This is a genomic window from Pedobacter sp. UBA4863, from assembly GCF_002399615.1.
Lineage (GTDB): Bacteria > Bacteroidota > Bacteroidia > Sphingobacteriales > Sphingobacteriaceae > Pedobacter.
The window spans coordinates 65,922-91,531 of record NZ_DHDZ01000028.1; the positions used below are offsets into that span (position 1 = coordinate 65,922).

The window sequence follows — 25,610 nt, forward strand, 5'->3', positions numbered from 1 at the left end:
AGTTTTCTTATTTTTTCATTTTCTTCTTTTCACAAGTTATTACATTATCTTTTAGACCAAATACTATGTCGCCAGTAAGTTCAAGTGTTTTTAACACCTTAGACACATTGGCTGTTCTCGGAATTACACCTGTAAAAAACAGGTCGGGTTTCTCGCCCTCATATTTAATTTTAACATCATACCAACGCTCTAAGTCTTTCATAATCTCATTTAAACTGGTATTATTAAACACAAAGAGGTTATTACGCCATGCCATTACTTCTTCTATATTTGCATCAACCTGTTTAGTTACCGTACTAGATTCTTCATATAATAACTGCTTGCCTGGCGATAGTAATTCTGTATGTTTTCCTTTTGCAAACTGAACCGAGCCCTCTAATAAGGTGAGTATTGATTGATATTCATTTGGATAAGCCATTACATTAAAATGAGTACCTAAAACCTTTATCTCCGAACTTCCATTCTTTACCAAGAAAGGTCGTTTGCGATCTTTTGCAATTTCAAAATAAGCCTCTCCAAATACCTCTACCCTACGCTCTGCACCGGCAAATTTTGCTGGAAACTTTAAGGAAGAAGCCGCGTTAAGCCAAACCTTACTCCCATCAGACAGCACTACCGAGAAAGTGCCACCAATAGGTGTAGATAAAGTATTGATTTGTTCGCTATCTTCTACTCCTTTTGTCCCAACTTTATAAACAATTTGTCCTTGTGCATCTCTTTCTATGGCAATATTTCCCTGAGTTGCCACTGTTCCATTCACACGGTTATCTAAGTTTATTTTCGAACCGTCTGCAAGCACTAGTACCGCTTTGTTTCCACCAGGCAAAACATCGTTGTGATAAACTAAAGGTTCTGTGCTTTTATCATCTTTTAAACTAAGATAATACAGTGCAAAACCACCAACCATAAACATTACTGCCGCAACCATATAACGCCAACCCATAAAACCTTTGTTGTCGTTTTTATGATGTTCTCCAGTAATACTTGCGTACATACTGTCCCAATCTATTTCGTGAACATGCTTATCTGAGTGAACTTTCTTATTTTGTTCATCCATGAATGCCAACACTCTTTCTTTTGTTTCAGGATTTCGAATGTAAAAGAACAGTTCTGCGTGCTCTTTCTCTGTAATTTCTCCATCTACATACTTCCGAAAAAGCTCATTTAATCTATCTTCTGTTGATAACGTCATTAGCTAACTGTTTGCTGTTTACCTCTGTGTTCATCTTCTTTTACAAAGCAGAAACCAAAAGCATACTAGGTGTTTTAAAAAATATCGCCAATAACTTCTTGCTTCTATTTATCGATTTACAAATCTTAACAGCAACGAAACTTTTAGCAATCATAAGACTACAAAAAATTTAGCACTTTGGCAATATATCACTTAGTGTGTTTAGCTATATAGACTGCATAGCTATCTTAACGGACCGCTTTTTTTTTAAAAAAAAAGCAATTGATGGCAATGAAAAATGCGCAAAGGAAAAACTGCCATTGTGCCATCAAAAAATTTAAACAAAAGATTAATGATAAAGCTTAAAAAAAGCTACCATAAAGATAATAAGGTTATGTTTAGCAATATGGTATTTTAGATGCTTAAGCACTTCTACGATTACATTTTTAACTCTACTTTTTGAAAGCCCAATTTCTTGTGCAATCTCTTCGTGACTCATGTGTAACGAACGGCTCATGTTAAAAATCTCTTGCTTCTGCACAGAGAGCTTACGAATAGCTTTGTCTATTAACATTGCGCTTTCTTTCAATCTAATTTGATCTTCTATATTATTTGATGAAATGGAAGTGTTGATCCAAGCTTCTTTTATAGATTTTTCACTTCTACTTACTTTTGCTAAATAGTCATAGGTTTTATTTCGAGCAATCATATAAATATAGTTGCGGGGGTGCTCTATTTGCAGCAGTTTATCTTTATTTTTCCAAATAACTAGAAATGTTTCCTGAACAATTTCTTCAGCGTCGGCCTTACTATGTATAAACGAATCTACAAAAGCGAGTATCTTACCTCTATATAGGCTGAACATCTTATTAAATGCCAAAGAATTTCCATCCGAAATTTCTTTTAGCAATAACTTTTCCATTGTTAAATCGTATAATGCCATCAGAATAAAATAGTGGCCAAAAAACGCAATAATTGCGAAGTTCAGCTTAAGTTTGGTTAGGTATGTTTAGTTTGATAAAATTAGTAATCTTATTTATAAATCAAAATATATTTTACGGTTTCATCACTAAAAACCTCATAACTTATAAAGTTGTTAACAGAACAAACCTTCTGTTGTAAAATATAATTTTACACATACACCAACAAACCACACATACACTCTAACGGCACATATAAATAAAAAATAAAATAACGAAAAATGTATTATCTCATAAATACCCAATAAAGTGTATCAATTTTGATTGGAATAAAAAAGATGCTCAAAAAAAATAAATTCTTGTCTTTTTTATGACAATATTCAATTGAATTTTTAAAGAGATAGCCTTGGATTCTGTTAATAATGTACTAAAGATTGCCGTAAAAGCTAGCCTCGAATTTATTTCGGAACAACGGAATATTAATTTGCCGTTATGACCATGCAATAGCTTCTAAGCAAATCACTTCAGGATCAGCGACACCAAAATACCTCATATAAAGCTATAAATCATTCAAATAATATTGGAACTGAGGTTTATGATGACGGCAATACAAAAACCTATGTTAAACAGGCTGCGAAAATGGGAGCTATTGCTTTACGCATGACAGCAATTGTAAATGCAACACCTATTTTCTCCATAACCACAAAGCCCCGAAAAATTCGGGGCTTTGTGGTTATATTATTATTGAATTAAAAACTCATTTTACTTCCCAAAGTTTACTTTCAAACCTAACTCTACCCCTCCATAGGTGTATTTCTGCAAATTGCTATTTATTGGCAAAGCGTAAGAAGCCTGAAATTTATATTTTTTATCGGCACTGTACCCTATTCCAAATGAAGCGCTATTATTGGTGTGATATAAAGCCATGAAATTAAATTTCTCTTCTGCTAACAGCACATTTATACCAGCATCTACAACAGCATCGTAATCTTTTAGGCCGCGGCACATTGCAATTGGGCTTAAACTGATGGCATCGTCTATACTAAACTTATAAGAAGCAGAAAAGAAATAGGTGGTATAATTATAACCATCATTTACATTTTGTGAGTAAAAAACACTTCTTAAGTTAGGAATTACTGCAGCAATGTTCAATTTATTGTCGTGGTTGTAGTTCATACCAAAATCACCATCAACCACATAGCCCTGATCATTAAAGTTAATTAAATCTGGATCGTCTAAATTTCCTACAACTCTACTCATATCTACTTTAATGGTCGAAGCGCCCAAGGACACCCCAAACCTCAAATTTCCTTTAGCTGAAGTTTTAACATTATAGGCATAAGTAGCGGCGTAACGGCTGGCATCTAACACACCATCTTTATCTATAGTGGCATATAAACCAAAACCACTGTTGCCACGACCATAATCTAAGGTTAAAGTTCCTGTAAGGGTTTCTCCATTATCTCCGGTTAAATTATTTTTATATGATGCTCCTACATTAAATCCGGCATTTTTACCAGCCGCCGCAGGATTGTATAAGTATTCGTTTAAGAAATACATAGACATTGGCGGACTAACCTGTGCATGTGTGTATGCCGATAGGATCAATCCAAAAAAGGTAAATAAACTATATTTTAAAATTATATTACGTTTCATCGAATGCTTACTTAATTTATTTAATTGTTAATCCTATCTTCCTCTTATAATGGTAATGGCACCTTTAATTCTATCTAGCCCCGTTCCTGTAGTAATTTGATAATAATAAGTTCCGGCAGGCAAAGGGTTGCCATTGGAAGTACCATCCCAATTTCCTTGATATCCCTTTTGTCTAAATACAATTTTACCCACCTTATCATACACCATTACTTCATTATTTGGATACATTTCATTTAGGTTCTCTATTGTCCAAAAGTCATTTTTACCATCGCCATTTGGTGTAAGCACATTGGTTGGTTTTAAACCAGCAGTACCACCACCAAATAATTTCAAGTTTACCTTAACCGATGGGCTTTGAACAGTTTCTGGGGCATCTCTCCTAACTTTTGAGGTTACAGAAAACTCTCTGAAACCAAGCGCTAACTCTTCTGGAAACCTAAAGTTCCAAGCTCCATTTTCATCTGCATTAACAATATATGGGTTAGTCGCATCAGGATACGCTTTTCCGTCAACATAAATGGTAATGAGGCTATTTGGCTCCGCTATCCCATGTAGCTTTGGTCTGTAAGTAGTTACAATATTCCCATACACTACGTTTTCTACTATAGGTTTTTCGGGAATTTCATCTATATTCTCTAAATCTATGGTTACTGTCAATTTCTGAAGATCTGGTCCTCCTTGCGTATTCGGCAAATCGTTTTCTAAACGAATTGTTAACACAAATTGTCTTATTAACTCGTAGTTTAATGGTCTAGCGTCGACTACAATAATCTCTCCAGTTAAAGGATTAATGGCAAAAGCTCCCTTTTCATTACCCGAAATAATTTCCCATTTTGTAATATTGCCAGCTAAAGCGTATGCAGGTATTCCAAGCACATCATTGGTTTTAGTTCCCGTTCCTTCTATGGTGTACTCTGGAATTAAATAGTGTGTTGGGACTGATTTTGCCCCCAAGTGCTCTACAGCTCCAATATCCATTCTACCATTTTGCACCCTACTTTTACCAAGCACATCAAAATCCAAACCTTTTAATATATCGGTAATACCCGCCGGCACATCATTGATATCTGCCTTGTCTATAGCTGGACTACCGGCAGCTACTTCCAGAAAATTTGTATCGCCTAATGTAGTACTTAAGAACAATGGGTTTTGTCCTACAATATTTCCATCTACACCATCTGTACCATAATACTCGGTAATGGTATTTTTAGATACTACAGAAGCTGATGTACTAAGATATATGTCGTGTCTTGTTAATGTGGTAGTTGCTGTAGAAGCTCTATTACCATAGAGCAACGTATTGTACATTTTTACAGCAGCACCCGCATTAGCAGCATATATTGCTCCTCCTAAAGTACTATTTGGATTTTTATTTGAGATAAGAGAACTATTATATAACTCTACTGTTGTATTACTATATAGGTAAATGGCACCACCACCGCCGCCAGTAGTTTGGGCTTCATTTTCGAAAAACAATGAATTTAGTACGATTGTCTTTGAACCCGTTCCTATTAAAGCCATTGCACCGCCACTTAAAACAGCCCTATTTCTGATGAATTTAGAACTTGTTAGTTCTACTGTAACTCCACTCGCATACAAAGCTCCTCCTGTTGTGTTACTAACGTTATTTTCAAAAGTACAGTTGAGTATCTTAACTGGACTTACTGTATTAGGCTCTAAAAAAATAGCTCCTCCTGTAGTAGAACATGTGTTTTTAGTAAAAACACAATCTTCCAACGTATAAGTACCCGTACCTAAATAAACTGCACCTCCTCCGTTACCAGGAGTATTGTTACTATCAAAAGTAGCCCCCTTTATATTCATAACTAAACCAGATGCAATAGCGCTAATAGCTCCCCCTGCATTAGTACCTAGAACTTTATTATTTTCAAATAAACCCCCAGTAATATTTAATCTCCCACTATTTGGTGCACGTATGGCCCCACCTCTAAGTGCGGCCTGGTTACCTATAAAATTGGTGTTATAAAAATTGGCAGTAGAAGTACTACTACCTAAATAAAAAGTCCCTCCTTCACTACCAGACTTATTGTTTTCAAAAAGGCAATCGTAAAACTTTAAATCTGAATATTGCCCCATGTAAACAGCTCCTGCACTACCAGAGGATGAGTTCCCTATAAATGACACGTTAGAAAAATTAACTACGGCAGGAATATTAGAAAGCCCATAAACGTACATGGCTCCGCCAGCCCCGCCCATTGCTTTATTATTGATAAACTGAATATTCCTTAAATTACCACCAGCACCACTAAACATATATAGAGCGCCAGCATTTTGATCTAAAGCTGCATTCGTATTGTTGCGAACAATTAAATTTCTCAGTTCCATGTGATCTACGAAGTACATAATTATACCTGGTGAGCGTGTACTAGGCACATCTTGGTCGTTTACTCTAATTGTATTGGCACTACCGGCAATAGCCTCCGTATAACCATCTTCAACAATAAAACCATCGAAAACAGTTTTAGGGCCCATGTAATTTACAATAGTAACTACGTGGTAGGTATTGTCTTCATTTGTATTTTCGTCGCCAATATTTCCAGACAGAATAGTTTCATTTGCGGCAATATCCCTATCTAGAATTTCATCTTCAGTACCTGCAAAACCTCCGTAAACAGAAACTTCTGCTTTAAGCAAAAATGAATTAAATCTGTCATTTGCATTATTTGTTACTTCTATATCATCAGGTCTTCTATTAGGTTTATAAACACCTTTTGCTACCCATACTTGGTCTCCTGGATTAGAGTTATTAATCATAGCTTGTAAATCTCCAGAGGCATCTGTCCAACTATTTCCAGAGCCCACCCCACCTTCTTTTACATACCTAATTTGTTGCGCTACTGCATCCATCCCTATAAATAGAGAAAAGGAAAAAAGCAATACGTAAAGTTTTTTCATATGAATTATTAGTTTATTAGTTGTTGTAGTTTTAAAGAATAGTTCTCGATTACACGAAATACATCATGTCAAAACATATCTCGCCCTTAAAACTAAATAATAGACTGTTATAAAAACCAAGAGGACCTTTTTAATCTAAATCTTTATGAACTTTTAATCTCAAAGGCATCGTATTGCCAACTATTTTCTTTCAAATTACCAAAGTCTTAAAATTAGAAATTAAGAAAAGGCATTCCTAGTTTATGGACAAAGCAATAGCCAAAAGTTAATCATTTGCCGGATTGGCCACATAAAAAACTGATGCTATTGCTGTTTAGACCTTCTCGAATAAAACTAAACAACCCCAAAATAGAGCCGCTAACTATATGTATAGCTAAACAAGCTAGCAACTACACCAGATTCTTCCATTTCAGATATCTTTCGCAGAAAATAATTTCTCTTTTACTAAAAAACCTCTAAGAAACTAATCTTAGAGGTTTTTAAATTTACTCATAAATCTTTTAAACTTTGATTTCTACTTCAACACCTGAAGGTAACTCAAGTTTCATTAAAGCATCAACTGTTTTTGAGTTTGAGCTATAAATATCTAAAAGACGTTTATAAGCACACAATTGAAATTGCTCACGAGCTTTTTTGTTAACGTGTGGTGAACGCAATACAGTGAAGATTTTTTTCTCTGTTGGCAACGGAATTGGCCCGCTAACTACTGCGCCTGTAGGCTTTACAGTTTTTACGATTTTCTCTGCAGATTTATCTACCAAGTTGTAATCGTAAGATTTTAATTTAATTCTAATTCTTTGGCTCATTTTATTTTTAATTATGACATCTTGTTAGAGCTATTAATAACAAGGGGTCGGTTTATCTTTTGGAGTAAGGACGAAGGAGCAAAGATTAAAGACCACTACACTCAGGCATCATGTCTTTTTTCCTTGCTCTTTGTTCTTTGTTCCTTTATCTAAATTAGTCTTCTATACCTTTAACCTTGCCTTTAGACTTCGCTACTACCTCATCTTGGATGTTACGAGGAGCTTCAGCATAGTGATCAAACTCCATTGTAGAAGTTGCACGGCCTGAAGTAATGGTACGTAATTGAGTTACATAACCAAACATCTCAGAAAGTGGAACCAACGCTTTGATTACCTGTGCACCGTTACGAGAATCTAAGCCTTGCATTTGACCACGACGACGGTTCAAGTCACCCATTACATCACCCATGTTTTCTTCTGGAGTTAATACTTCAATTTTCATGATTGGCTCCATTAACACTGGACGACATTTTGGTAACGCTTCGCGATAAGCCATTTTAGCTGCCAACTCGAATGACAAAGCATCAGAGTCAACCGCGTGGAATGAACCATCAATTAAGCGAACTTTCATGCCTGATAGCGGATAACCTGCTAACACACCGTTTGCCAATGAAACTTCAAATCCTTTTTGAACTGAAGGAATGTATTCTTTTGGAATAGCACCACCAACAATCTCGTTAACAAACTGAAGCGCTGTTTTAGTAGTATCAAAATCTTCATCAATTGGAGAAATTACCACTTTGATATCAGCAAACTTACCACGACCACCTGATTGTTTTTTGTAAACCTCACGGTGCTCGGTAGATCCGTTGATAGACTCTTTGTAAGCTACTTGTGGTGCTCCTTGGTTAACTTCTACTTTAAATTCACGTCTTAAACGGTCAATTAAAATATCTAAGTGAAGCTCGCCCATACCAGAAATTACTGTTTGACCAGTTTCTTGATCTGTTTTTACCACAAACGTTGGATCTTCCTCTGCTAGTTTACCTAAAGCAATACCTAATTTATCTACGTCTGCCTGTGTTTTAGGCTCAATAGCTAAACCAATTACTGGCTCAGGGAAAGTCATAGATTCTAACACAATTGGGTGTTTCTCATCGCAAAGTGTATCACCAGTTTTGATGTCTTTGAAACCAACTACTGCACCAATATCACCAGCCTCGATAAAAGGAATTGGATTTTGTTTATTGGCGTGCATTTGGAAGATACGAGAAATACGCTCTTTGTTACCAGAACGAGTATTTAATACATAAGAACCTGCATCTAATTTACCAGAGTAAGCACGTATAAAGCATAAACGGCCTACAAATGGGTCTGTAGCAATTTTAAATCCTAATGCAGCAAATGGCTCCTTAACATCTGGTTTACGAGAAATTTCTTCGCCAGTATTAGGGTTAGTACCTTTTACTGCTTCAATATCTAATGGCGATGGCAATAATTCCATTACTAAATCTAGCATGGTTTGTACACCTTTATTTTTGAAAGATGAACCACAAACCATAGGAACAATTGCATTATCTAATACTGCCGCACGTAAAGCATCTAAAATTTCGCGTTCAGTTAACGAATCTGGATCATCAAAGAATTTCTCCATTAACGACTCGTCATAAGAAGCTACAGCTTCCAATAATTTCTCACGATATTCAGCAACTTCGTCTAACATATCAGCTGGGATTGGCACTTCAGTAAAGGTCATTCCTTTATCAGCTTCGTTCCAAACCATACCACGGTTGTTGATTAAGTCAACCACACCTTCGAAACCATCTTCTGCACCAATAGGTAGTTGTAAAGCCACTGCGTTAGAACCTAACATAGATTTTACCTGACCAACTACTTTTAAGAAATCGGCACCAGAACGGTCCATTTTGTTAACGAAACCAATACGAGGCACTTTATAACCATCAGCTAAACGCCAGTTAGTTTCAGATTGAGGCTCCACACCATCAACCGCTGAAAATAAGAACACCAACCCGTCTAATACACGTAAAGAACGGTTTACCTCTACGGTAAAATCCACGTGGCCAGGGGTGTCGATAACGTTTACTTGGTATTTATTATTGCGGTAGTTCCAGAAAACAGTAACGGCTGCAGAAGTAATGGTGATACCACGCTCTTGCTCTTGCGCCATCCAGTCAGTAGTTGCAGAACCTTCGTGCGTTTCCCCTAACTTGTGGTTTACACCAGAATAGAATAAGATACGCTCGGTAGTAGTTGTTTTACCAGCATCGATGTGGGCAGCGATACCAATATTTCTTGTAAATTTTAAATCTCTTGACATCTTGTTTTGATTAGCTAATTAGCTAATCCGAAAATCAGCTAATTAGTTATATTGTTCTTAGAATCTGAAGTGTGAGAACGCTTTGTTAGCCTCGGCCATTTTATGCGTATCTTCTTTTTTCTTAACTGCTGCACCTTCACCTTTAGCTGCTGCTACCATTTCGCCAGCTAATTTCTCTTTCATGGTTTTTTCACCACGCTTACGCGAGTAGTTAATTAACCATTTCATACCTAATGCAATTTTACGCTCCGGACGCACCTCTGTAGGCACTTGGAAGTTTGCACCACCCACACGGCGAGATTTAACCTCTACAGCAGGGCTGATATTTGCTAATGCACGTTTGAAGATTTCTAACCCATTCTCACCCGCTTTTTTCTCTGCTAATTCTACAGCATCATAAAAAATGGCGTAAGCGATAGATTTTTTACCGTCAAACATCATGTTGTTTACAAATCTTGTAACCTGAACATCGTTAAATTTAGGATCAGGAAGAATAATTCTTTTCTTTGGTTTCGACTTTCTCATTTCTTATTTCCTCCTAATTATTTCTTTTTACCTTTTGCTGGAGCTGCAGCTGCTTGTCCTGGTTTAGGGCGCTTAGTTCCATATTTACTACGACGTTGGTTACGACCAGCTACACCTGATGTATCTAATGCACCACGGATGATGTGGTAACGCACACCTGGCAAATCTTTAACACGACCACCACGGATCAAAACGATTGAGTGCTCTTGTAAGTTGTGACCTTCTCCTGGAATGTAGGCATTCACCTCTTTACCATTGGTTAAACGTACACGGGCAACTTTACGCATTGCAGAGTTTGGTTTCTTAGGGGTAGTAGTATATACACGTGTACATACGCCTCTTCGCTGTGGACAGCTGTCCAACGCCGGAGATTTACTCTTAAACTCCAGTGCTACTCTACCTTTTCTAACTAATTGTTGAATGGTTGGCATTTCTTGCTTTTTGTTTCTATTATTTATTTAATTTCCTTGCCGTTAGCAGTTTACAACTAGCCTACATTAAGGGATTGCAAAAGTAGAACAATTTCTTTTAACTATCAAGAGGTTACAATATATTTTTTTAAGTTAAACACAATTAATTTAAAAATTAGCTTAAGCTTAAAACAAGCAGGTTTTTTTTTGGAGGAAAGTAATTGCACGAACGTCTCGTTCCCAACAACTCGTTTCTGTTACAGGAAGAATCAAACCACTATCACAACTATTAAGAGTGCCAGTATCTTGTTTTTTATCTATATTACTTGTAATTTGACCTCCACATCACATTAACCTAGCTCTTGCATTTTTATACATATGGAGAAAATTTTAACACATCGAAAAAAGACCATCATTTATAATTATGCAGTTTATATTTTTATTTCCATTATACTCATTGTTAGCCTAAACCATTATGGCTTAAAATTAATTAACGGACTAAGGGCTTTTATATCTGGAGAGTCTTTGTATATGAAGGCGCAGCACGAGGCCACAAGACACTTAACAAATTATATTTTTACATCTAACCCTAAGCATTACGATCTTTTTATAGAAAACCTTGAAGTTCCTGTTAGCGACAGCCTTGCCAGAGTATCTATGGATAAAAAAGAAAGCCAGCAGATTACCTATCAGTTATTATTGAAAGCGAAAAACTTACCAGAAGATGCCAAGAACATTATTTGGGTTTATAACAACTTCAAGAATTTTGACCGTTTTAAAAATGCTGTAAAAATATGGAAAGAGGCAGATCTATTAATTATTGAGTTAGAGAAATTAAGCCGTGAAATAAAAGCCACACTTACACAAAATCCGGAAATGGAGATGCAAAAACGTAAAGAATACGCTATGCAAATAGACCATCTTTCGCGTCTAATAACCATTAAAGGGAATGATTTTGACAGATCTTTAATTACAACGGTAACCTTTGTTAACCGAGCTGTGCTACTAATGATCATGCTAAATGCCTTAATTATTGGCGCTTGCCTCTTAGTGCTATCCATAAAGTATATCAATAGATTAACTGCGCTACAAAAAGATACACAAATACAAAATGAAGTATTGATGCAAACCAATACAGAACTAGACCTATTTACGCATAGTGTATCGCACGATTTAAGAGCACCTATATCGTCATTACAGGGCATTATTTCATTGGCCGAAATAGAGCAATCTGACGCTCAAAGAACCGAATATTTTACACTAATGAAGCAAATATTAGCCCGACAAGACAGTTTTATCTTAAAAATCATTCAATTCTCTAAAAACAAAAGAATTGATTTGAATGAGGACACTATTCACCTACCCACTTTTTTTGAAAACATTGTTGAGGATTTAAAATACAGCGATTTAAACACACCAATTGACATTACCTATAAAATTGCCCCACAAACCATCATTACGGATGCTTTTAGGCTTGACATTATTTGTAGAAATGTACTATCAAATGCCATAAAATATTCGGATACCTCCAAAGCCGTAAATTACATCAACATTATTGTAGATATTAAGGATAATGAGTTAGAAATTTTAATAGAAGACAATGGCATAGGTGTAGAAGAAACCCACCAAGAAAAAATATTTGAAATGTTCTATGTTACTTCGCACCACAACAAAGGTAGCGGCATAGGGCTTTACCTTACCCAACAAATGATTAATAAAATGAATGGCAAAGCAAAATTCAATTCTGTTTTTGGCGAAGGCTGTGCAATGACAATCAACATCCCAACCTGTGTGGTTTCTTAGCTACCACTCTGCTACCTACCCCTAAATAGCTTACCGCAAAGCCCCCACAACTAGCAGTTTCTCAAAAACCATTTCGTTATGTGGCGCATCGGCCAATTCGTCGGTAAGGTCTTGCCCGGCCCAATGTTCGTAATGCTTACCATTCTTCCACAAACGGCTTTCACTTACATCGTATATTATTCCTTTAAAGGCTATCCAAACTTGCGGTTTATCTTGGCCATTACGTAAGGCCAGTTGTTGCTTGGTATAAGTTTGTAATTCCATTATACCGCCTTTTTACTCTTAAAAAACTCGAACATATAAATAGCCAACAACAACATAGCCAAGACAACGAAATGTGTTTCTATCGGAATCTTAGCAATATGCATTCCCGATAATTGACTTGGGGCAACCACAAACAGTTCACTCCAGAACACAATGCCATAAACCACATAAAAAGGAACAAGCGATACTAAAAATGCCCGATATGCTTTGTACATAAACCTCAGCTTGCCTACATATTCAATTAAAAACAACACTACTAAAAGTGTGGCAAAAGTAAACAGAGTGTACCATTTGGTATAAGCAAAAAACAAGAAGGCAACACAAAGGCCAAGCAACAAATTACTTAGCGCCAAGCTGTAGCGTTGTAAATTATTGTTGGGAAATTTTACATTGAGGTATTGATATATGCTCAACGCGGCAAAGGCGAAAGAAAAATTTAAAATGGATAGCTCTACCGGAACCTCCTTTATTGATATATCAAGATTTAGGCCCGTTTTATAACTTGTAACCTGAAACCAATGCTGCAAGACCGCAATTACCGAAAATATAATAGCCGAAATTAAAGCTGCCCCAACTGCCGGCTTAAAACTACCGTTACTGTATATTTTTTTATTAACTTGAAAAATTAGCGGCAATAGTAATGGAGCAAGGGCCAAAGCCAAAAATACAAACTTCATAGTTGTGGGGTTATGTCGCAAAAGTATGATTTTAAAACAAGATTAAACCCCATAAAAAAACCCCAAACAAGTCGGGGTCTTTATATTTCTATTACTATCCTCTATCGGTAGCGTAATTTTTAAGGTATTTTTTTAGCTGCCCCCTCGCTACGTGAATTCTGGTTTTCACCGTACCAATTGGAATAGCTAATTCTTCTGCAATTTCGTGATATTTGTACCCTTCAAAATACATTAAAAATGGTGTATGGTACTCGGGCGCTAACGAATCAAGTGCCTTATTAATGTCTTTTAATACAAATTTACTCTCTACGCCGTTGCTAGTTGCACTATAATGTAAGTTAGCATAGGTAATATCATCGCTCTGCGTAATTAAAGTATTTGTTTTTACCAAACGTCTGTAATTATTAATAAAGGTATTACGCATAATGGTAAAAAGCCAGCCCTTTAAATTGGTTCCTTCTTTAAATTTACTGTAATAGGTTACAGCCTTTAGCATGGTGTCTTGCACCAAATCATTTGCGTCTTCTAGGTCTTTAGTAAAATTTAGGGCAAATGATTTTAATGAGGTAGAATAATCATTTAGTTGTTCATTAAATTGCAGCTGTGTCATATTCTTTAGTTTTAGTTATTAAAAAAGAACAGATGCTAGATGGGGCAACTGTCATAGTTATGTAAGAGATTACAACTATGATACCAAAAACAACGAAAGGCGTAGAATAATATTTAAAAAACCTTAAAAACCTTTATAGAAAGTAGTATGCTAAAGAATATTAACTTCTCTTTCTAACACCACATCAAATTTTTGCTGCACGGCATTGATTATTTTTTCTGAAAATCTATACACTTCTTGTCCTGTAGCGCCACCATGATTAACCAATACCAAAGCTTGGTTTTTCCATGTGCCCGTGTTTCCTTCTAACATTCCTTTAAAGCCGCAAGCTTCTATTAGCCAGCCTGCAGCAAGTTTTATCCTGCCATTTGCCGCCGGATAGTGTGGAACATCAGGGAACTGAGGCAATAATATGTCAAACGCAGCTTGATCAATAATGGGATTTTTAAAAAAACTGCCAGCGTTACCAATAGTGCTGGGATCTGGCAATTTACTTACACGAATGGCCGCAACTACCTCAGAAACATCGGCAATAGTCGGTTTGGCAATTCCTCTTCGCTCTAATTCTGCATTGATAGCGCCATAATGTGTTTGTATATGGGGTATTCTTGATAACCGATAGGTTACTGAAGTAATGATAAACTGTCCCTTTAACTTACCTTTAAATATACTTTCACGATAGGCAAATTCACACTCGGCCTTGTTAAAGGTTTTTAATTTGCCCGTGGCAATTTCAAATGCGGTGCAACTTTCAAATACATCTTTAACTTCTACGCCATAGGCACCAATATTTTGTATGGGCGAAGCGCCAACTGTACCCGGAATTAACGTTAGGTTTTCTATACCCGCATAGTCTTTTGCAACACAAAACTTCACCAAACTGTCCCAAACTTCGCCAGCTCCTGCGGTTACCAAAACATCGTCCCCTATTTCTTTAACCTCTATGCCTTTGATACTAATTTTTAGCACCAAACCATCGTAATCTTTGGTAAATAGCATATTGCTACCACCGCCTAGCACCAATAAATTGCGCTGCAAAGCTACTTCGTTGGCGAACACTTCTTTTAAGTGGGCTACGCTTTTTATTTCAGCATAATATTTAGCGTTACAATCAATTGCAAAAGTGTTATATGGCTTTAATGAAATGTTTGTTTGGATAATTGACATGACGCAAAGGTATTAATTCGGCCATTAAAAAATCAGCTCATTTCCTCTTCTTTAATCACATTTTCAATTCTCTTATCGGGAATTAGCCATACCATAGCAACCAAAACAAGTAATGTCCCCGAAATCCATACACTTAGAAAAGCGCTTGGTATTGCAAGCACATAACAAACCACAGACAGTTTACCTTTAAGACCGCTACCTGTTGCTTTGGCAATTAGCGAATTTTTGCCATGATGTTTTATCAGCAAATTGGCTAAAATACTATAAGCCAAGGCACACATTAAAAGTATAAAACTATATAGTGCCATTGGCGAAGGGGCAAAATGATTATCCCCCATCCAGGCGGTAGCGAACGGCACCATAGACAGCCAAAACAGTAAATGTAAATTTGCCCAAAGCACTGCGCCATTTACTTTATTAACCACCGCAAACAAGTGGTGATGATTATTCCAATAAATGCCCACATAAATAAAACTTAGTACATAACTTAAAAATACCGGAAGAACATCCAACAAATCTTTAAAGCTGCTTTGTTCATAAGGCACTTTAAGTGCTAACACCATAATGGTGATGATGATGGCAATAACGCCATCACTAAAAGCTTCTAACCTTCCTTTATTCATAAAAAATACTGTTAATAAAGTGTCAATTTTTGATATTCGAATATAACACAAAAATACTGGCAGATTTTACCTTTTAACCACCGCCACAGAAAAATAACCTCACAATAAAATGATTATCAGTAACTTAAACAAAAAAGTAATATAAAAAAAAATAGCAATTACCACTAAAATTAGCTGCTCTTTTTTAGAAACAAAAAACTATGGAAACTTTAGAATTAAAAAAAGTTTCCATAGTTTTGCGCCAGATTTTGAAAGGACAATTAAATTGGAAGTAAAAGATTATATCATTAACGAAGCCGACAAACTTTTTTGCCAGTACGGCTTTAAGAGTGTAACGATGGATGATATTGCGAAGCATTTGGGCATATCAAAAAAAACGATCTATCTAAACTTCAAAGATAAGAACGAACTGATTAACATTTTAATTAGAGACAGGATTGTAAATCAAGATTTGCAAATGAATAAATGTACTGTAGCTTCTGAAAATGCTATACAAGAACTTTATTTTGCAATGCAAGACATGGATTACTTTTTAAACACCATGAACCCAGTGCTTTTTTACGATTTACAAAAGTATCATCAAGAGGCTTGGCTAAATTTCATGGCCTTTAAAGAAAAGGAAATTGGCAAAAAAATAATGGAGAATTTGGAGAGAGGCATTAAAGAAGGCCTTTACAGAGAAGACCTCAACGTAGAAATTATTACCAAGATGAGGCTAGGCCAAGTAGATATGGTTTTTACCCAAAATGCCTTTTACGATACCAATAAAAATAGCTTATCAAACATCATGGTAGAAATAACCCGTCACTTTTTGTTCGGAATATGTAACAATGAAGGGCTTAAGTTAATCCATAGATACGACCAAGAGCTATTAGAAAAGAAAGAGCTTATAAAAAACAATTAATTAATACCATTCACCCAAAAATTAATAATTATATCAACTATGTTTAGAATAAAGAAGGCAAAGCTGCTATTACTGCTCATAGCCAGTATCGGTTTGCCAACGTTAACCTACGCACAACAGCCCGTAACATTAAAAGAGGCGCTAAAATATGCGCTAGAAAATAATAGTGCAGCTAAAAAAGCGGTATTAGAAATTGACAAGGGCAAATACAAAACACAAGAAGTAAGGGCGCAAGCTTTACCGCAGGTTAATGCAACCAGTGGTTTAAACTACAACCCTATTGTTGCACAACTAATTACCCCGCAAGGATCGTTCAAAATTGGAAATACCTGGAGTTCAAATGCTGGAGTACAATTGTCGCAACAGTTATTTAACCAAACCGTTTTTACCGGTTTACAAGCTGCAAAGGCAAGTGAAGCATATTACAGACTAAACGCAAAACTTACCCAAGAGCAAGTAATTGAGCAAGTGGCCAACAATTACTATCAGGTTTTGGTTAACAGACAACAATTAAATGTGGTTAATACTAATATTAAAAACGTTAAAGTAGTAGAAAAGATCATTAAAAATCAATACCAGAACGGATTGGCCAAAAAAATTGATGTTGACCGAATAGACGTTAACTTGACGAACCTAATTACACAAAAAGATCAAATTGAAAACGGCATTATCCAATTAGAAAACCAATTGAAACTATCAATGGGAATGCCGGTTTCAACGCCTATTACGCTACCTACTTCAGAATTAACTGATGTTTTGGAATTACCTACCTTAGCAGATACTATTGGCTTGGCAAACAGAACTGAAATAAAGCTATTAGATGTACAAAAAAACCTATTAAACTTACAACGAAAGGCCTATGTTTCTGAATATTACCCAAGCTTATCGCTCTCTGCCAACTATTCTTACAATAGCCAGGCAAGCAAGTTTGATTACTTAAAAAGTAGTACAACGGCCTTAGCTTACGATGCCTCTGCAATTGGACTCACTTTAAGAATTCCTATTTTTAACGGTTTTTTAACTCGCTCTAAAATTAGACAAGCAGATATTGAAATTAAGCAGGCTGATGAGGATAGATTAAACACTAAAAACTCATTAAACTTTGCCTACGAAAATGCAAAAATTCAACTAAGAAACAGCTTAAATACAATTAATGCACAAAAGAAAAACGCTGCATTAGCTGAAGAAATTTACAAAAGCACACAAAATAACTATAATAATGGGCTAGCTTCTTTAACAGACTTGTTAGACACCGAAAACTCTCTTACACAAGCTCAAAACAGCTATACCCAAGCCTTATTAAATTATAAAATAGCCGAAATACAACTCATTAAAGCTAAAGGAGAAATTAGCACCTTAGCCCAATAAACTAAAATATAGAAGAAATAATACTAAGAAATAATGAAAAGAGTAATCACCATCATAGTTGTAGTAGTTGCGGCACTAGGCGCAATTGCATATGTATTAAACAACAACAAAAAGAAAACAAAAGAAAAAACAGATTTTATTGCTAAAGGCAGTGGTGCTGTTGCTGTAAAAATTGCGCTTGTTGAACGTAAAGAAATTAACCTCGACTTTACCGCAAATGGCACTTTTGCACCAAATAAAGAATTAGAATTTTCGGCAGAAAACAGCGGCCGTGTTTCTAAGGTTTTTGTACAGGAAGGAAGCAAAGTGAGTGTAGGCACTGTTTTAGCACGTATTGACGCTGAAATTTTAAGTACCGACAGAGAAACTGCTGAAGCTACTTATCAAAATGCAGTTAAAGATTTAACCCGCTACGAAAGCTCTTTTAAAACAGGCGGCGTAACCCAACAACAGTTAGACCAGGCAAAACTTGCCGCAGAAAATGCGAAACTTCGTTTAAAACAACTACAACGTAGATTAAGTGATGCCAACATCCGTTCTTCTATAAACGGTGTAGTTAACAAGAAAATGGTTGAAGTGGGCGCTGTAGTAGCTCCGGGGACAAAACTGTTCGAATTGGTTGACGTTTCGAAACTGAAACTGAAAGTAAACGTAAACGAAGGCCAGGTAGCCAACTTAAAAATTGGCGATGCTGTACAAATCCAGTCTTCGGTTTTTCCTGATGAAAAATTTACTGGAAAAGTTACTTTTATTGCTGCAAAAGCCGATGAAAACCTAAACTTCCCTATCGAAGTTGAAGTAGCTAACAACATTAAAAACAGCTTAAGAGCAGGAATGTATGGTACAGCATTGTTCAAATTCCCTAAACAAGCGCCAGCAATTTTGGTTCCGCGTACTTCTTTTGTAGGCAGTGTAAGCAGCAACGAGGTATATGTGCTAAACAAAGACAACAAAGCCGAAACTCGTAAAGTAGTTTCGGGCCGTATTTTAGGCGAGAATGTAGAAATTTTAGAAGGTCTAAAAGAAGGCGAAACCGTAATTATTAGCGGACAGATTAACCTAACAGAAGGCACTCCGGTTACTATTATAAAGTAAAAAACAGATTTGAGATATGAGATTTGAGACCTATTCTCATATCTCATATCTAAATTCTCATATCTCAATATAAAAAAATGAAAATTACTGATATATCCATAAAAAGACCTTCGTTGGTAATTGTGGTTTTTACCGCACTCACCTTATTAGGCTTACTGAGCTATTTCTCGTTAGGATATGAGCTTTTACCTAAGTTCTCGCCAAACGTAGTATCTATCTCTACCATTTACCCTGGCGCTTCGCCAAACGAGGTAGAAAGTACCGTAACCAAAAAAATTGAAGATGCCGTTTCCTCGATGGAAAACATCAAGAAAATTAACGCCAACTCTTACGAAAGTTTATCGGTGGTAATTATTACCCTTAACGAGAAAGCAACAATAGATGTAGCATTAAATGATGCCCAAAGAAAAGTAAACGCTATTTTGGCCGATTTGCCAGACGATGTAAAACAACCTTCGTTGAGTAAATTCTCCTTAGATGACTTTCCGGTAATTACCATGTCGGCATCGGCAAATATGGACGATATTTCGTTCTACGATTTAATGGACAAACGTATCGCACCTATCATTTCTCGTGTATCGGGCGTAGCCCAAGTTAACCTAATTGGTGGTGCCGAGCGTGAAATTAAAGTAGCCCTCGATGCTAAAAAAATGCAAGGATACGGCTTAGGCGTACCTGCTGTACAACAGGCTATTTTGGCATCCAATTTAGATTTCCCTACAGGTAGTGTTAAAACCAAAGCACAAGATATTTTAGTACGTTTATCGGGTAAATATGCCAGCGTTGAAGAAATGCGCAACTTGGTGGTTGCTACCAGTAGAAGTGGTGCGCAAATTCGCTTGGGAGATATTGCCGATGTACAAGACACACAAAAAGAAACTGATAAAATTGCACGTATCAATAGGGCAAATGCCATTGCGGTGCAAATTATTAAACAAAGTGATGCCAATGCCGTATCGGTAAGCGAGGGCACTAAAGCCATTATCGAAACACTAAAAAATGATTACAAAAACATCGGTTTAGATATTAAAATTGTAAACGATAGTTCGGTTTACACCCTACAATCTGCCGATGCCGTAATACACGATTTAATGATGGCGGTTATTTTAGTGGCCGTAGTAATGCTTTTCTTTTTACATAGCTTGCGTAACGCGGTAATTGTAATGGTTTCTATACCTGCATCGTTAATAGCTACATTTATTGGTATTTCTCTATTTGGCTATACCTTAAACTTAATGTCGTTGTTAGGTTTATCATTAGTAGTAGGTATTTTGGTTGATGATGCAATTGTAGTTTTGGAGAATATACAACGCCACATGGAGATGGGCAAGAACAAAGTACGTGCAGCTATTGATGGTACACGCGAAATTGGCTTTACCGTAGTATCCATCACTTTTGTAATTGTGGTAGTGTTTTTCCCTATTGCGGTAAGTACCGGTATGGTGGCCAACATTTTACGCCAGTTTTGTGTGGTGGTAATTATTTCTACCCTACTCTCTTTGGTGGCCTCGTTTACCATTGTACCTTTAATCTTCTCTCGCTACGGTAAATTAGAGCGTATCGAAGGCAAAAACATCTTCGGTAAATTTATTCTTTGGTTCGAAAAACAACTACATAAATTTACCCTATGGATTACCAGATTATTAGAATGGACACTTAAAAACAAAGCCAAAACATTGGTTGCCATGGTGATATTATTTATCGCTTCATGTGGCTTGTTGCCTGCCGGATACATCGGCTTCGAGTTCTTCCCTAAATCTGACAAAGGCGAGTTCTTATTACAAATAGAAATGCCTAAGGATGCCTCGTTAGAGCAAACTAACTTATATACACAAAAAGCCGAAAACTATTTGAGCGACAAAAAAGATATTGTTCAAATGATTACCACCGTGGGCCAGTCAAGCGGGAACATGGGGAGTTCTACTGCTACGGCATATAAATCCGAAATCAACATCAAGTTGGTAGATAAACCAGAGCGTAACAATGTATCGTCTGATATTATCTCTACCACCTACACCCGTGAGCTAGAGAAAATATTAGTTGGCGCTAAAATTAAAACAGTTCCTATTGGTATTCTAGGGACGGCAGACAATGCCCCTATCCAATTAGTTGTACTTGGCTCAGAACTGGATACCGTTTTAGCATTTGCCGAGAAAGCCGAAAAAGTTTTGGCAAAAATTCCTGGTGCTACACAAACTAAGCTTTCGGTAGAAAAAGGTACGCCAGAAATTAACGTAAAAGTTGAGCGTGATAAAATGTCGGCTTTAGGCTTAAACCTAGCTACTGTAGGCGCCACCATGCAAACTGCTTTTGCGGGCAATACCGATAGCAAATTCCGCCAAGGCGAGTACGAGTACGATATCAATATCCAATATCAAGATTTCGATCGTAAAGATATTGATGACGTGCGTAATTTAATTTTCGTGAACCAAGCTGGCCAACAAATTAAATTATCGCAATTTGCAGAAATTAAAGAAGGTTCTGGACCGAGTTTATTAGAACGTTTAAACAAATCTACTTCGGTTACGGTACAAGCACAAACTATAGGCAGGCCAACAGGTTCGGTGGTTACAGATTTCCAAGCCGAGCTAGAAAAAATGCAAAAGCCTGCTGGCATTAGCTTTTTCTGGGCTGGCGATCAAGAAAACCAAAGCGAAGGTTTTGGTACTTTAGGTATTGCATTACTAGCTGCTATTATTTTGGTTTACCTAATTATGGTAGCGCTTTACGATAGTTTTGTTTACCCATTTGTGGTAATGTTCTCTTTACCGTTGGCTTTAATTGGTGCCTTGCTTGCGCTGGCCTTAACCAATAATGCCCTGGGTATCTTTACCATTCTTGGCTTTATTATGCTAATGGGTTTGGTAGCAAAAAATGCCATTATCTTAGTTGACTTTACCAACCAGATGAAAGCAAATGGCAAAACTACGCACGAAGCCTTAATTTTAGCTAACCACGCTCGTTTACGTCCAATTTTAATGACTACCATTGCCATGGTAATTGGTATGTTGCCTATTGCATTGGCAAGTGGCGCCGGTGCCGACTGGAAAAATGGTTTGGCATGGGTAATTATTGGAGGCTTAACAAGTTCGCTCTTCTTAACCTTAATTGTAGTACCAGTAATGTACCAAATTTTCGATAACATTTTAGAGAGATTTGGCTTTAACAAAAAAGGAAAAACCATTGAAGAACTAATGGTAGAACCTTACGAGCATAAAGATGTAAATGAGTGGGAACAACACCACTAAGAATTTTTCCCAACACACAATAAAACCAAGTCCCGATAGCGAAAGTTATCGGGACTTTTTTGCTTTACAAAGAAATACGAGGAAATGTGCAGTTCCCAAAATTCAGATCAGTTAAAAGTATAATTCAACCCTTTGGCAGCGACGTAGCAGCGACGGAGGACCGACGGTAGACCGACGGTGGACCAGCATACCCAAAACGACAAATACGCCAAAACCGACAATTATGTTAGACGGCCCCATTTCGGCCATTTTGGTGCAAGTCTTGTGTGTTAGGATTGCGTGAGGGTGACTTGTGCCTGTTCGCATTTACGTTGTGTTGATTTAACCTAGTTTTGCCACCCATTTACTCGAAAATGGCAACGAATTACGGTATATACAGGAACTGTTGGGGCACAACAGTAGTAGAACCACTGAAATATACACCCACGTAAGCACTAAAAGTTTAAAAAATATTAAAAGCCCATTTGATGATTTATAATAGTAAAAACTACATACAGCCAGCAGAATTTAACTTATTTTATGTAGTTTTATTACATATATAAATAAGTCAAACTGTCTAAAAATCCTATCGCTAAAATTTAATATTCGGATACATATCGTACAAAATCCTTGAATATCCAATTCTCAGTAGCTAAATTTAGGTTTTTAGACAAACTGACGTTAGCCGTAATTTTACACCAAATGACTGAAATAATCGAACTTATCCGAGAAAACAAAACTGAAGAAATAATTCAAAATTATTCTAAATCAGAATTTAAAATCCACGAATTATTTGTTGATCTTTTAAAAGACAATCTAACTGATGACTACGAAAACATTGAATTTGAAGCCGATAAATACCAAGAAGAATTTATTGAAGGTGTTGAAATTTTCAAAGCATTAGTAAAAGTTGACTTACAAATGGAAGCAATGATGTTTTCAACCGTTTTAGTCTTTTTAGGTTTCAAAACAGGTGAGTTTATCCATTTGCTTTCAAATACTGCAATGAGTAAAGGTGTACATTTATCAGAAATATCAACTGTTAAAATTGATTCTCGTCTTAGAAATTCAATGCAACAGTTTTATGATAATATGGACGACAACTATTTGGTTCCAAAAGCAAACATTGCTGCCGCAAAAACAAGAATTTCTCAAGCTATTTTTAATCAAATTTCAAAATCAGAATTTGGAAGTGATATGTTACAAATGGGAATTAGCTATGAACGGATTAGCGAAACCCAAATGTCAAAAAATATTTATGAAGGAGTGATGAATGATTTTGAGTCTGAATCTGTTAAATTAAGTAGCGGATTATTTTCAGAAATATCACAAGTTAACGACAGAAATGAGGATGAAATTAAAATTTATGAGAAAGCCAAAGAATTGCTTGAAAATATAACCAATACTAAAATTGAAGAACCTAAGAGATTTCACACAAACGAAAGCGTTTCTACCCAAAAATTAGTTGAAGAAACAAGTGAAAATATTGAAAAAATCAATAAGATTGAAAGTAATGGCTTTTTCTCGAAATTAAAAAAATGGTTTTCATAAATGATTTTTTACATCAACTTGATAAACTAACAAAAGAAAAAACTACGACCAACAAGGGTAACTGTTGCACAACTTCAAATTTTACGTATAACAGAAGAAAACGACCTGTTTTAAGCCCCTATAAACAAGGCCACGCTGTTCGACATTTGTAATGTCGAACTTCTTATCGGTGGATTTGTAATCCAATATTAATTTAAAGAACGGATCATAGATCTGTTGTAAGCTCTCTAAAAGTAGTACGGCTTAAAAGTAGATCACTTAACTTTAAACAGAAATTAGAAAATCAACTTCAGTCCGCAAACAGTTACCAAAAGCTGCTGCCTTAATTAATTAAACCTGATAGCAGCCAACACCGCCCGAGAGAGCCTAAGCGAATGAGGGAGTAAAGGCGGATAGCAGGACTTAAAAAGCGAAGCATTACTGACATTGTTTTTCTAAAAAAGCTATCTTATTGCGCTAATCTTGCGTACCAATAAGCTAATTAGCACACCAAAACAACCTACCACAGCAAAAGAATAACGTAGATTAAACAACTCGGAAATATAACCTATTAATGGCGGTCCCATTAAAAACCCGAAATAACCGATACTAGAAACCATTGCAATAGCTAAACTGGCGGGCATTTTATCATTATTACCGGCAATGCTATAAATCATCGGGATAATTACAGACACGCCAATACCAACCAACATAAAACCAATAGTGGCTATGACCAAATTAGGAAAAACTACCGACAAAAACATCCCCAGCGAAACTAAAGCCCCACAAAATTGTAACATTGTTTTTCTGCCATAGGCAGCTATAAACTTATCGCCCACAAAGCGGCCAATGGTCATCATAGCCGAATAAGTTGCGTAGCCTAAGATTACCCATTTAGCTGGCGCATTTACAATTTCCTTGAAATAAACGCCACTCCAATCCATCATTGCCCCCTCGGCGGCCATACTACAAAAAGCAATAATTCCTAACTGTATTAAAACGCCTTGGGGTTTCATTAAAAACTTTGGTTTTTCTTTTTGGCCCGATTTGCCAATCAATAAAAATCGATGGTTAATAAAAATATGCACCCACGCCAATGGAGCAATAATCCAAAAGTGTGCAGTAGTGGATAAATGCAAGTTCATCATTAACAAGCCTAACAAAGCACCTGTAAAAAGTCCCAAGCTCCACGAGCCATGAAATGAGGACATTATTGGCTTACCATAATGGCTCTCGGCACTAACGGCCTGCGTATTTAAAGCGATGTTGCACAAGTTTCCTGAAATACCAAACAGCAGTAAAAAGAGTGCCAAATGCCAACCATGACTAGCCAAGGCCAAATTGGTTAAACAAAGTGCATAAAGTGGCGTTGCTAAAGTGAGTATTTTCTTGCTCCCATAGATGGCTACTAACCGTCCAGAAAGTGGCATTGTAATTAATTGGCCAATAGGCAAAGCCAATAAAATACTTCCCAAAGCGGCATCAGAAAGATTTAAGGCTTCTTTTAAGTCTGGAATACGGCTTGCCCAACTGGCAAAAACCAAACCTTGGCCAAAGTAAAAAAGCGATACCGCCAAACGAATGGTCTTCTTACTGTATTTACTACTTTCCCTAACGGATAAAGCAGAACTGTCTGCAATTGTTGACATGAAAGAACGAA

20 protein-coding genes and 1 pseudogene are annotated in these 25,610 nt (G+C 36.5%); 7 read left to right on the forward strand and 14 right to left on the reverse strand.

All coding sequences use genetic code 11. The features are described 5' to 3' along the window. Nucleotides 1-7: 7 nt before the first annotated feature. From B3I52_RS05165 to rpsL, 8 genes are all read right to left on the reverse strand, one after another. Nucleotides 8-1,192 carry a FecR family protein gene (locus B3I52_RS05165; protein WP_293299372.1) on the reverse strand — a complete coding sequence of 395 codons (1,185 nt, stop codon included), beginning with the start codon at nt 1,190-1,192 and terminating at the stop codon, nt 8-10. A 328-nt stretch (nt 1,193-1,520) separates the two neighbouring features. Then, entirely contained in the window at nt 1,521-2,093 is a 573-nt protein-coding gene (locus tag B3I52_RS05170) for an RNA polymerase sigma factor (protein WP_293299373.1), read from the reverse strand. A gap of 760 nt (nt 2,094-2,853) precedes the next feature. Next, nucleotides 2,854-3,747: a PorP/SprF family type IX secretion system membrane protein gene (locus tag B3I52_RS05175; protein ID WP_293299374.1), complete on the reverse strand. Its 894-nt coding sequence runs from the start codon at nt 3,745-3,747 to the stop codon at nt 2,854-2,856. Nucleotides 3,748-3,780: 33 nt separating this feature from the next. Further along, nucleotides 3,781-6,663, reverse strand: coding sequence for a gliding motility-associated C-terminal domain-containing protein (locus B3I52_RS05180; protein ID WP_293299375.1), 2,883 nt, complete (start codon nt 6,661-6,663; stop codon nt 3,781-3,783). 500 nt (nt 6,664-7,163) lie between these two features. After that, nucleotides 7,164-7,469: a 30S ribosomal protein S10 gene (rpsJ, locus tag B3I52_RS05185; protein ID WP_008244591.1), complete on the reverse strand. Its 306-nt coding sequence runs from the start codon at nt 7,467-7,469 to the stop codon at nt 7,164-7,166. A 154-nt stretch (nt 7,470-7,623) separates the two neighbouring features. Further along, nucleotides 7,624-9,747, reverse strand: coding sequence for an elongation factor G (gene fusA / locus B3I52_RS05190; RefSeq protein WP_293299376.1), 2,124 nt, complete (start codon nt 9,745-9,747; stop codon nt 7,624-7,626). A gap of 57 nt (nt 9,748-9,804) precedes the next feature. After that, a complete protein-coding gene (gene rpsG / locus B3I52_RS05195; RefSeq protein WP_293299377.1) occupies nt 9,805-10,272 on the reverse strand; it encodes a 30S ribosomal protein S7 in 468 nt (155 codons plus the stop codon). A gap of 17 nt (nt 10,273-10,289) precedes the next feature. After that, nucleotides 10,290-10,703, reverse strand: a complete 414-nt coding sequence (gene rpsL / locus B3I52_RS05200) for a 30S ribosomal protein S12 (RefSeq protein WP_010599925.1) — start codon at nt 10,701-10,703, stop codon at nt 10,290-10,292. Nucleotides 10,704-11,060: 357 nt separating this feature from the next. On the opposite strand from rpsL, the gene B3I52_RS05205 reads away from it, so the two are divergent. Continuing rightward, nucleotides 11,061-12,485 carry a sensor histidine kinase gene (locus B3I52_RS05205; protein WP_293299378.1) on the forward strand — a complete coding sequence of 475 codons (1,425 nt, stop codon included), beginning with the start codon at nt 11,061-11,063 and terminating at the stop codon, nt 12,483-12,485. Between the two features lie 30 nt (nt 12,486-12,515). Here B3I52_RS05205 and B3I52_RS05210 read toward each other — a convergent pair whose 3' ends face one another. The 5 genes from B3I52_RS05210 to B3I52_RS05230 form a co-directional block, all read right to left on the reverse strand. After that, a complete protein-coding gene (locus tag B3I52_RS05210; RefSeq protein WP_293299379.1) occupies nt 12,516-12,749 on the reverse strand; it encodes a cytochrome b5 domain-containing protein in 234 nt (77 codons plus the stop codon). Continuing rightward, complete coding sequence (locus tag B3I52_RS05215) at nt 12,749-13,426, reverse strand: lycopene cyclase domain-containing protein (protein WP_293299380.1); 678 nt, start codon at nt 13,424-13,426, stop codon at nt 12,749-12,751. Before B3I52_RS05215 ends, B3I52_RS05210 begins: the two co-directional genes overlap by 1 nt. Nucleotides 13,427-13,520: 94 nt before the next feature. Further along, the gene (locus tag B3I52_RS05220) at nt 13,521-14,036 is read right to left on the reverse strand and encodes an RNA polymerase sigma factor (protein WP_293299381.1); all 516 of its coding nucleotides are present in this window, start codon (nt 14,034-14,036) and stop codon (nt 13,521-13,523) included. 150 nt (nt 14,037-14,186) lie between these two features. Beyond that, nucleotides 14,187-15,203, reverse strand: a complete 1,017-nt coding sequence (gene murB / locus B3I52_RS05225; RefSeq protein WP_293299382.1) for a UDP-N-acetylmuramate dehydrogenase — start codon at nt 15,201-15,203, stop codon at nt 14,187-14,189. A 32-nt stretch (nt 15,204-15,235) separates the two neighbouring features. Then, nucleotides 15,236-15,826, reverse strand: coding sequence for a TMEM175 family protein (locus tag B3I52_RS05230; RefSeq protein ID WP_293299383.1), 591 nt, complete (start codon nt 15,824-15,826; stop codon nt 15,236-15,238). A 265-nt stretch (nt 15,827-16,091) separates the two neighbouring features. Between B3I52_RS05230 and B3I52_RS05235 the strand changes: the two genes are divergently transcribed. The 6 genes and pseudogenes from B3I52_RS05235 (at nt 16,092) to B3I52_RS05260 (ending at nt 23,971) form a co-directional block, all read left to right on the forward strand. Then, the gene (locus B3I52_RS05235; RefSeq protein WP_293299384.1) at nt 16,092-16,730 is read left to right on the forward strand and encodes a TetR/AcrR family transcriptional regulator; all 639 of its coding nucleotides are present in this window, start codon (nt 16,092-16,094) and stop codon (nt 16,728-16,730) included. Between the two features lie 39 nt (nt 16,731-16,769). Further along, nucleotides 16,770-18,098: a TolC family protein gene (locus B3I52_RS05240; RefSeq protein WP_293299385.1), complete on the forward strand. Its 1,329-nt coding sequence runs from the start codon at nt 16,770-16,772 to the stop codon at nt 18,096-18,098. Between the two features lie 33 nt (nt 18,099-18,131). Continuing rightward, nucleotides 18,132-19,193: an efflux RND transporter periplasmic adaptor subunit gene (locus B3I52_RS05245; protein WP_293299386.1), complete on the forward strand. Its 1,062-nt coding sequence runs from the start codon at nt 18,132-18,134 to the stop codon at nt 19,191-19,193. A gap of 77 nt (nt 19,194-19,270) precedes the next feature. Continuing rightward, nucleotides 19,271-22,441, forward strand: a complete 3,171-nt coding sequence (locus B3I52_RS05250) for an efflux RND transporter permease subunit (RefSeq protein WP_293299387.1) — start codon at nt 19,271-19,273, stop codon at nt 22,439-22,441. A gap of 340 nt (nt 22,442-22,781) precedes the next feature. Further along, nucleotides 22,782-22,919, forward strand: a pseudogene (locus B3I52_RS05255) (tyrosine-type recombinase/integrase); the annotation flags it as partial. Between the two features lie 203 nt (nt 22,920-23,122). Beyond that, nucleotides 23,123-23,971 carry a hypothetical protein gene (locus tag B3I52_RS05260; protein WP_293299388.1) on the forward strand — a complete coding sequence of 283 codons (849 nt, stop codon included), beginning with the start codon at nt 23,123-23,125 and terminating at the stop codon, nt 23,969-23,971. 443 nt (nt 23,972-24,414) lie between these two features. On the opposite strand, the gene B3I52_RS05265 is transcribed toward B3I52_RS05260, so the two are convergent. Beyond that, nucleotides 24,415-25,599, reverse strand: coding sequence for an MFS transporter (locus B3I52_RS05265; protein WP_293299389.1), 1,185 nt, complete (start codon nt 25,597-25,599; stop codon nt 24,415-24,417). Nucleotides 25,600-25,610: the final 11 nt, after the last annotated feature.

What these genes read in the sequence shown, in the direction of transcription:
- B3I52_RS05165 (WP_293299372.1), bottom strand. Translation starts at nt 1,192, where the DNA reads ATGACGTTATCAACAGAAGATAGATTAAATGAGCTTTTTCGGAAGTAT.
- B3I52_RS05170 (WP_293299373.1), bottom strand. Translation starts at nt 2,093, where the DNA reads ATGGAAAAGTTATTGCTAAAAGAAATTTCGGATGGAAATTCTTTGGCA.
- B3I52_RS05175 (WP_293299374.1), bottom strand. Translation starts at nt 3,747, where the DNA reads ATGAAACGTAATATAATTTTAAAATATAGTTTATTTACCTTTTTTGGA.
- B3I52_RS05180 (WP_293299375.1), bottom strand. Translation starts at nt 6,663, where the DNA reads ATGAAAAAACTTTACGTATTGCTTTTTTCCTTTTCTCTATTTATAGGG.
- rpsJ (WP_008244591.1), bottom strand. Translation starts at nt 7,469, where the DNA reads ATGAGCCAAAGAATTAGAATTAAATTAAAATCTTACGATTACAACTTG.
- fusA (WP_293299376.1), bottom strand. Translation starts at nt 9,747, where the DNA reads ATGTCAAGAGATTTAAAATTTACAAGAAATATTGGTATCGCTGCCCAC.
- rpsG (WP_293299377.1), bottom strand. Translation starts at nt 10,272, where the DNA reads ATGAGAAAGTCGAAACCAAAGAAAAGAATTATTCTTCCTGATCCTAAA.
- rpsL (WP_010599925.1), bottom strand. Translation starts at nt 10,703, where the DNA reads ATGCCAACCATTCAACAATTAGTTAGAAAAGGTAGAGTAGCACTGGAG.
- B3I52_RS05205 (WP_293299378.1), top strand. Translation starts at nt 11,061, where the DNA reads ATGGAGAAAATTTTAACACATCGAAAAAAGACCATCATTTATAATTAT.
- B3I52_RS05210 (WP_293299379.1), bottom strand. Translation starts at nt 12,749, where the DNA reads ATGGAATTACAAACTTATACCAAGCAACAACTGGCCTTACGTAATGGC.
- B3I52_RS05215 (WP_293299380.1), bottom strand. Translation starts at nt 13,426, where the DNA reads ATGAAGTTTGTATTTTTGGCTTTGGCCCTTGCTCCATTACTATTGCCG.
- B3I52_RS05220 (WP_293299381.1), bottom strand. Translation starts at nt 14,036, where the DNA reads ATGACACAGCTGCAATTTAATGAACAACTAAATGATTATTCTACCTCA.
- murB (WP_293299382.1), bottom strand. Translation starts at nt 15,203, where the DNA reads ATGTCAATTATCCAAACAAACATTTCATTAAAGCCATATAACACTTTT.
- B3I52_RS05230 (WP_293299383.1), bottom strand. Translation starts at nt 15,826, where the DNA reads ATGAATAAAGGAAGGTTAGAAGCTTTTAGTGATGGCGTTATTGCCATC.
- B3I52_RS05240 (WP_293299385.1), top strand. Translation starts at nt 16,770, where the DNA reads ATGTTTAGAATAAAGAAGGCAAAGCTGCTATTACTGCTCATAGCCAGT.
- B3I52_RS05245 (WP_293299386.1), top strand. Translation starts at nt 18,132, where the DNA reads ATGAAAAGAGTAATCACCATCATAGTTGTAGTAGTTGCGGCACTAGGC.
- B3I52_RS05250 (WP_293299387.1), top strand. Translation starts at nt 19,271, where the DNA reads ATGAAAATTACTGATATATCCATAAAAAGACCTTCGTTGGTAATTGTG.
- B3I52_RS05260 (WP_293299388.1), top strand. Translation starts at nt 23,123, where the DNA reads ATGACTGAAATAATCGAACTTATCCGAGAAAACAAAACTGAAGAAATA.
- B3I52_RS05265 (WP_293299389.1), bottom strand. Translation starts at nt 25,599, where the DNA reads ATGTCAACAATTGCAGACAGTTCTGCTTTATCCGTTAGGGAAAGTAGT.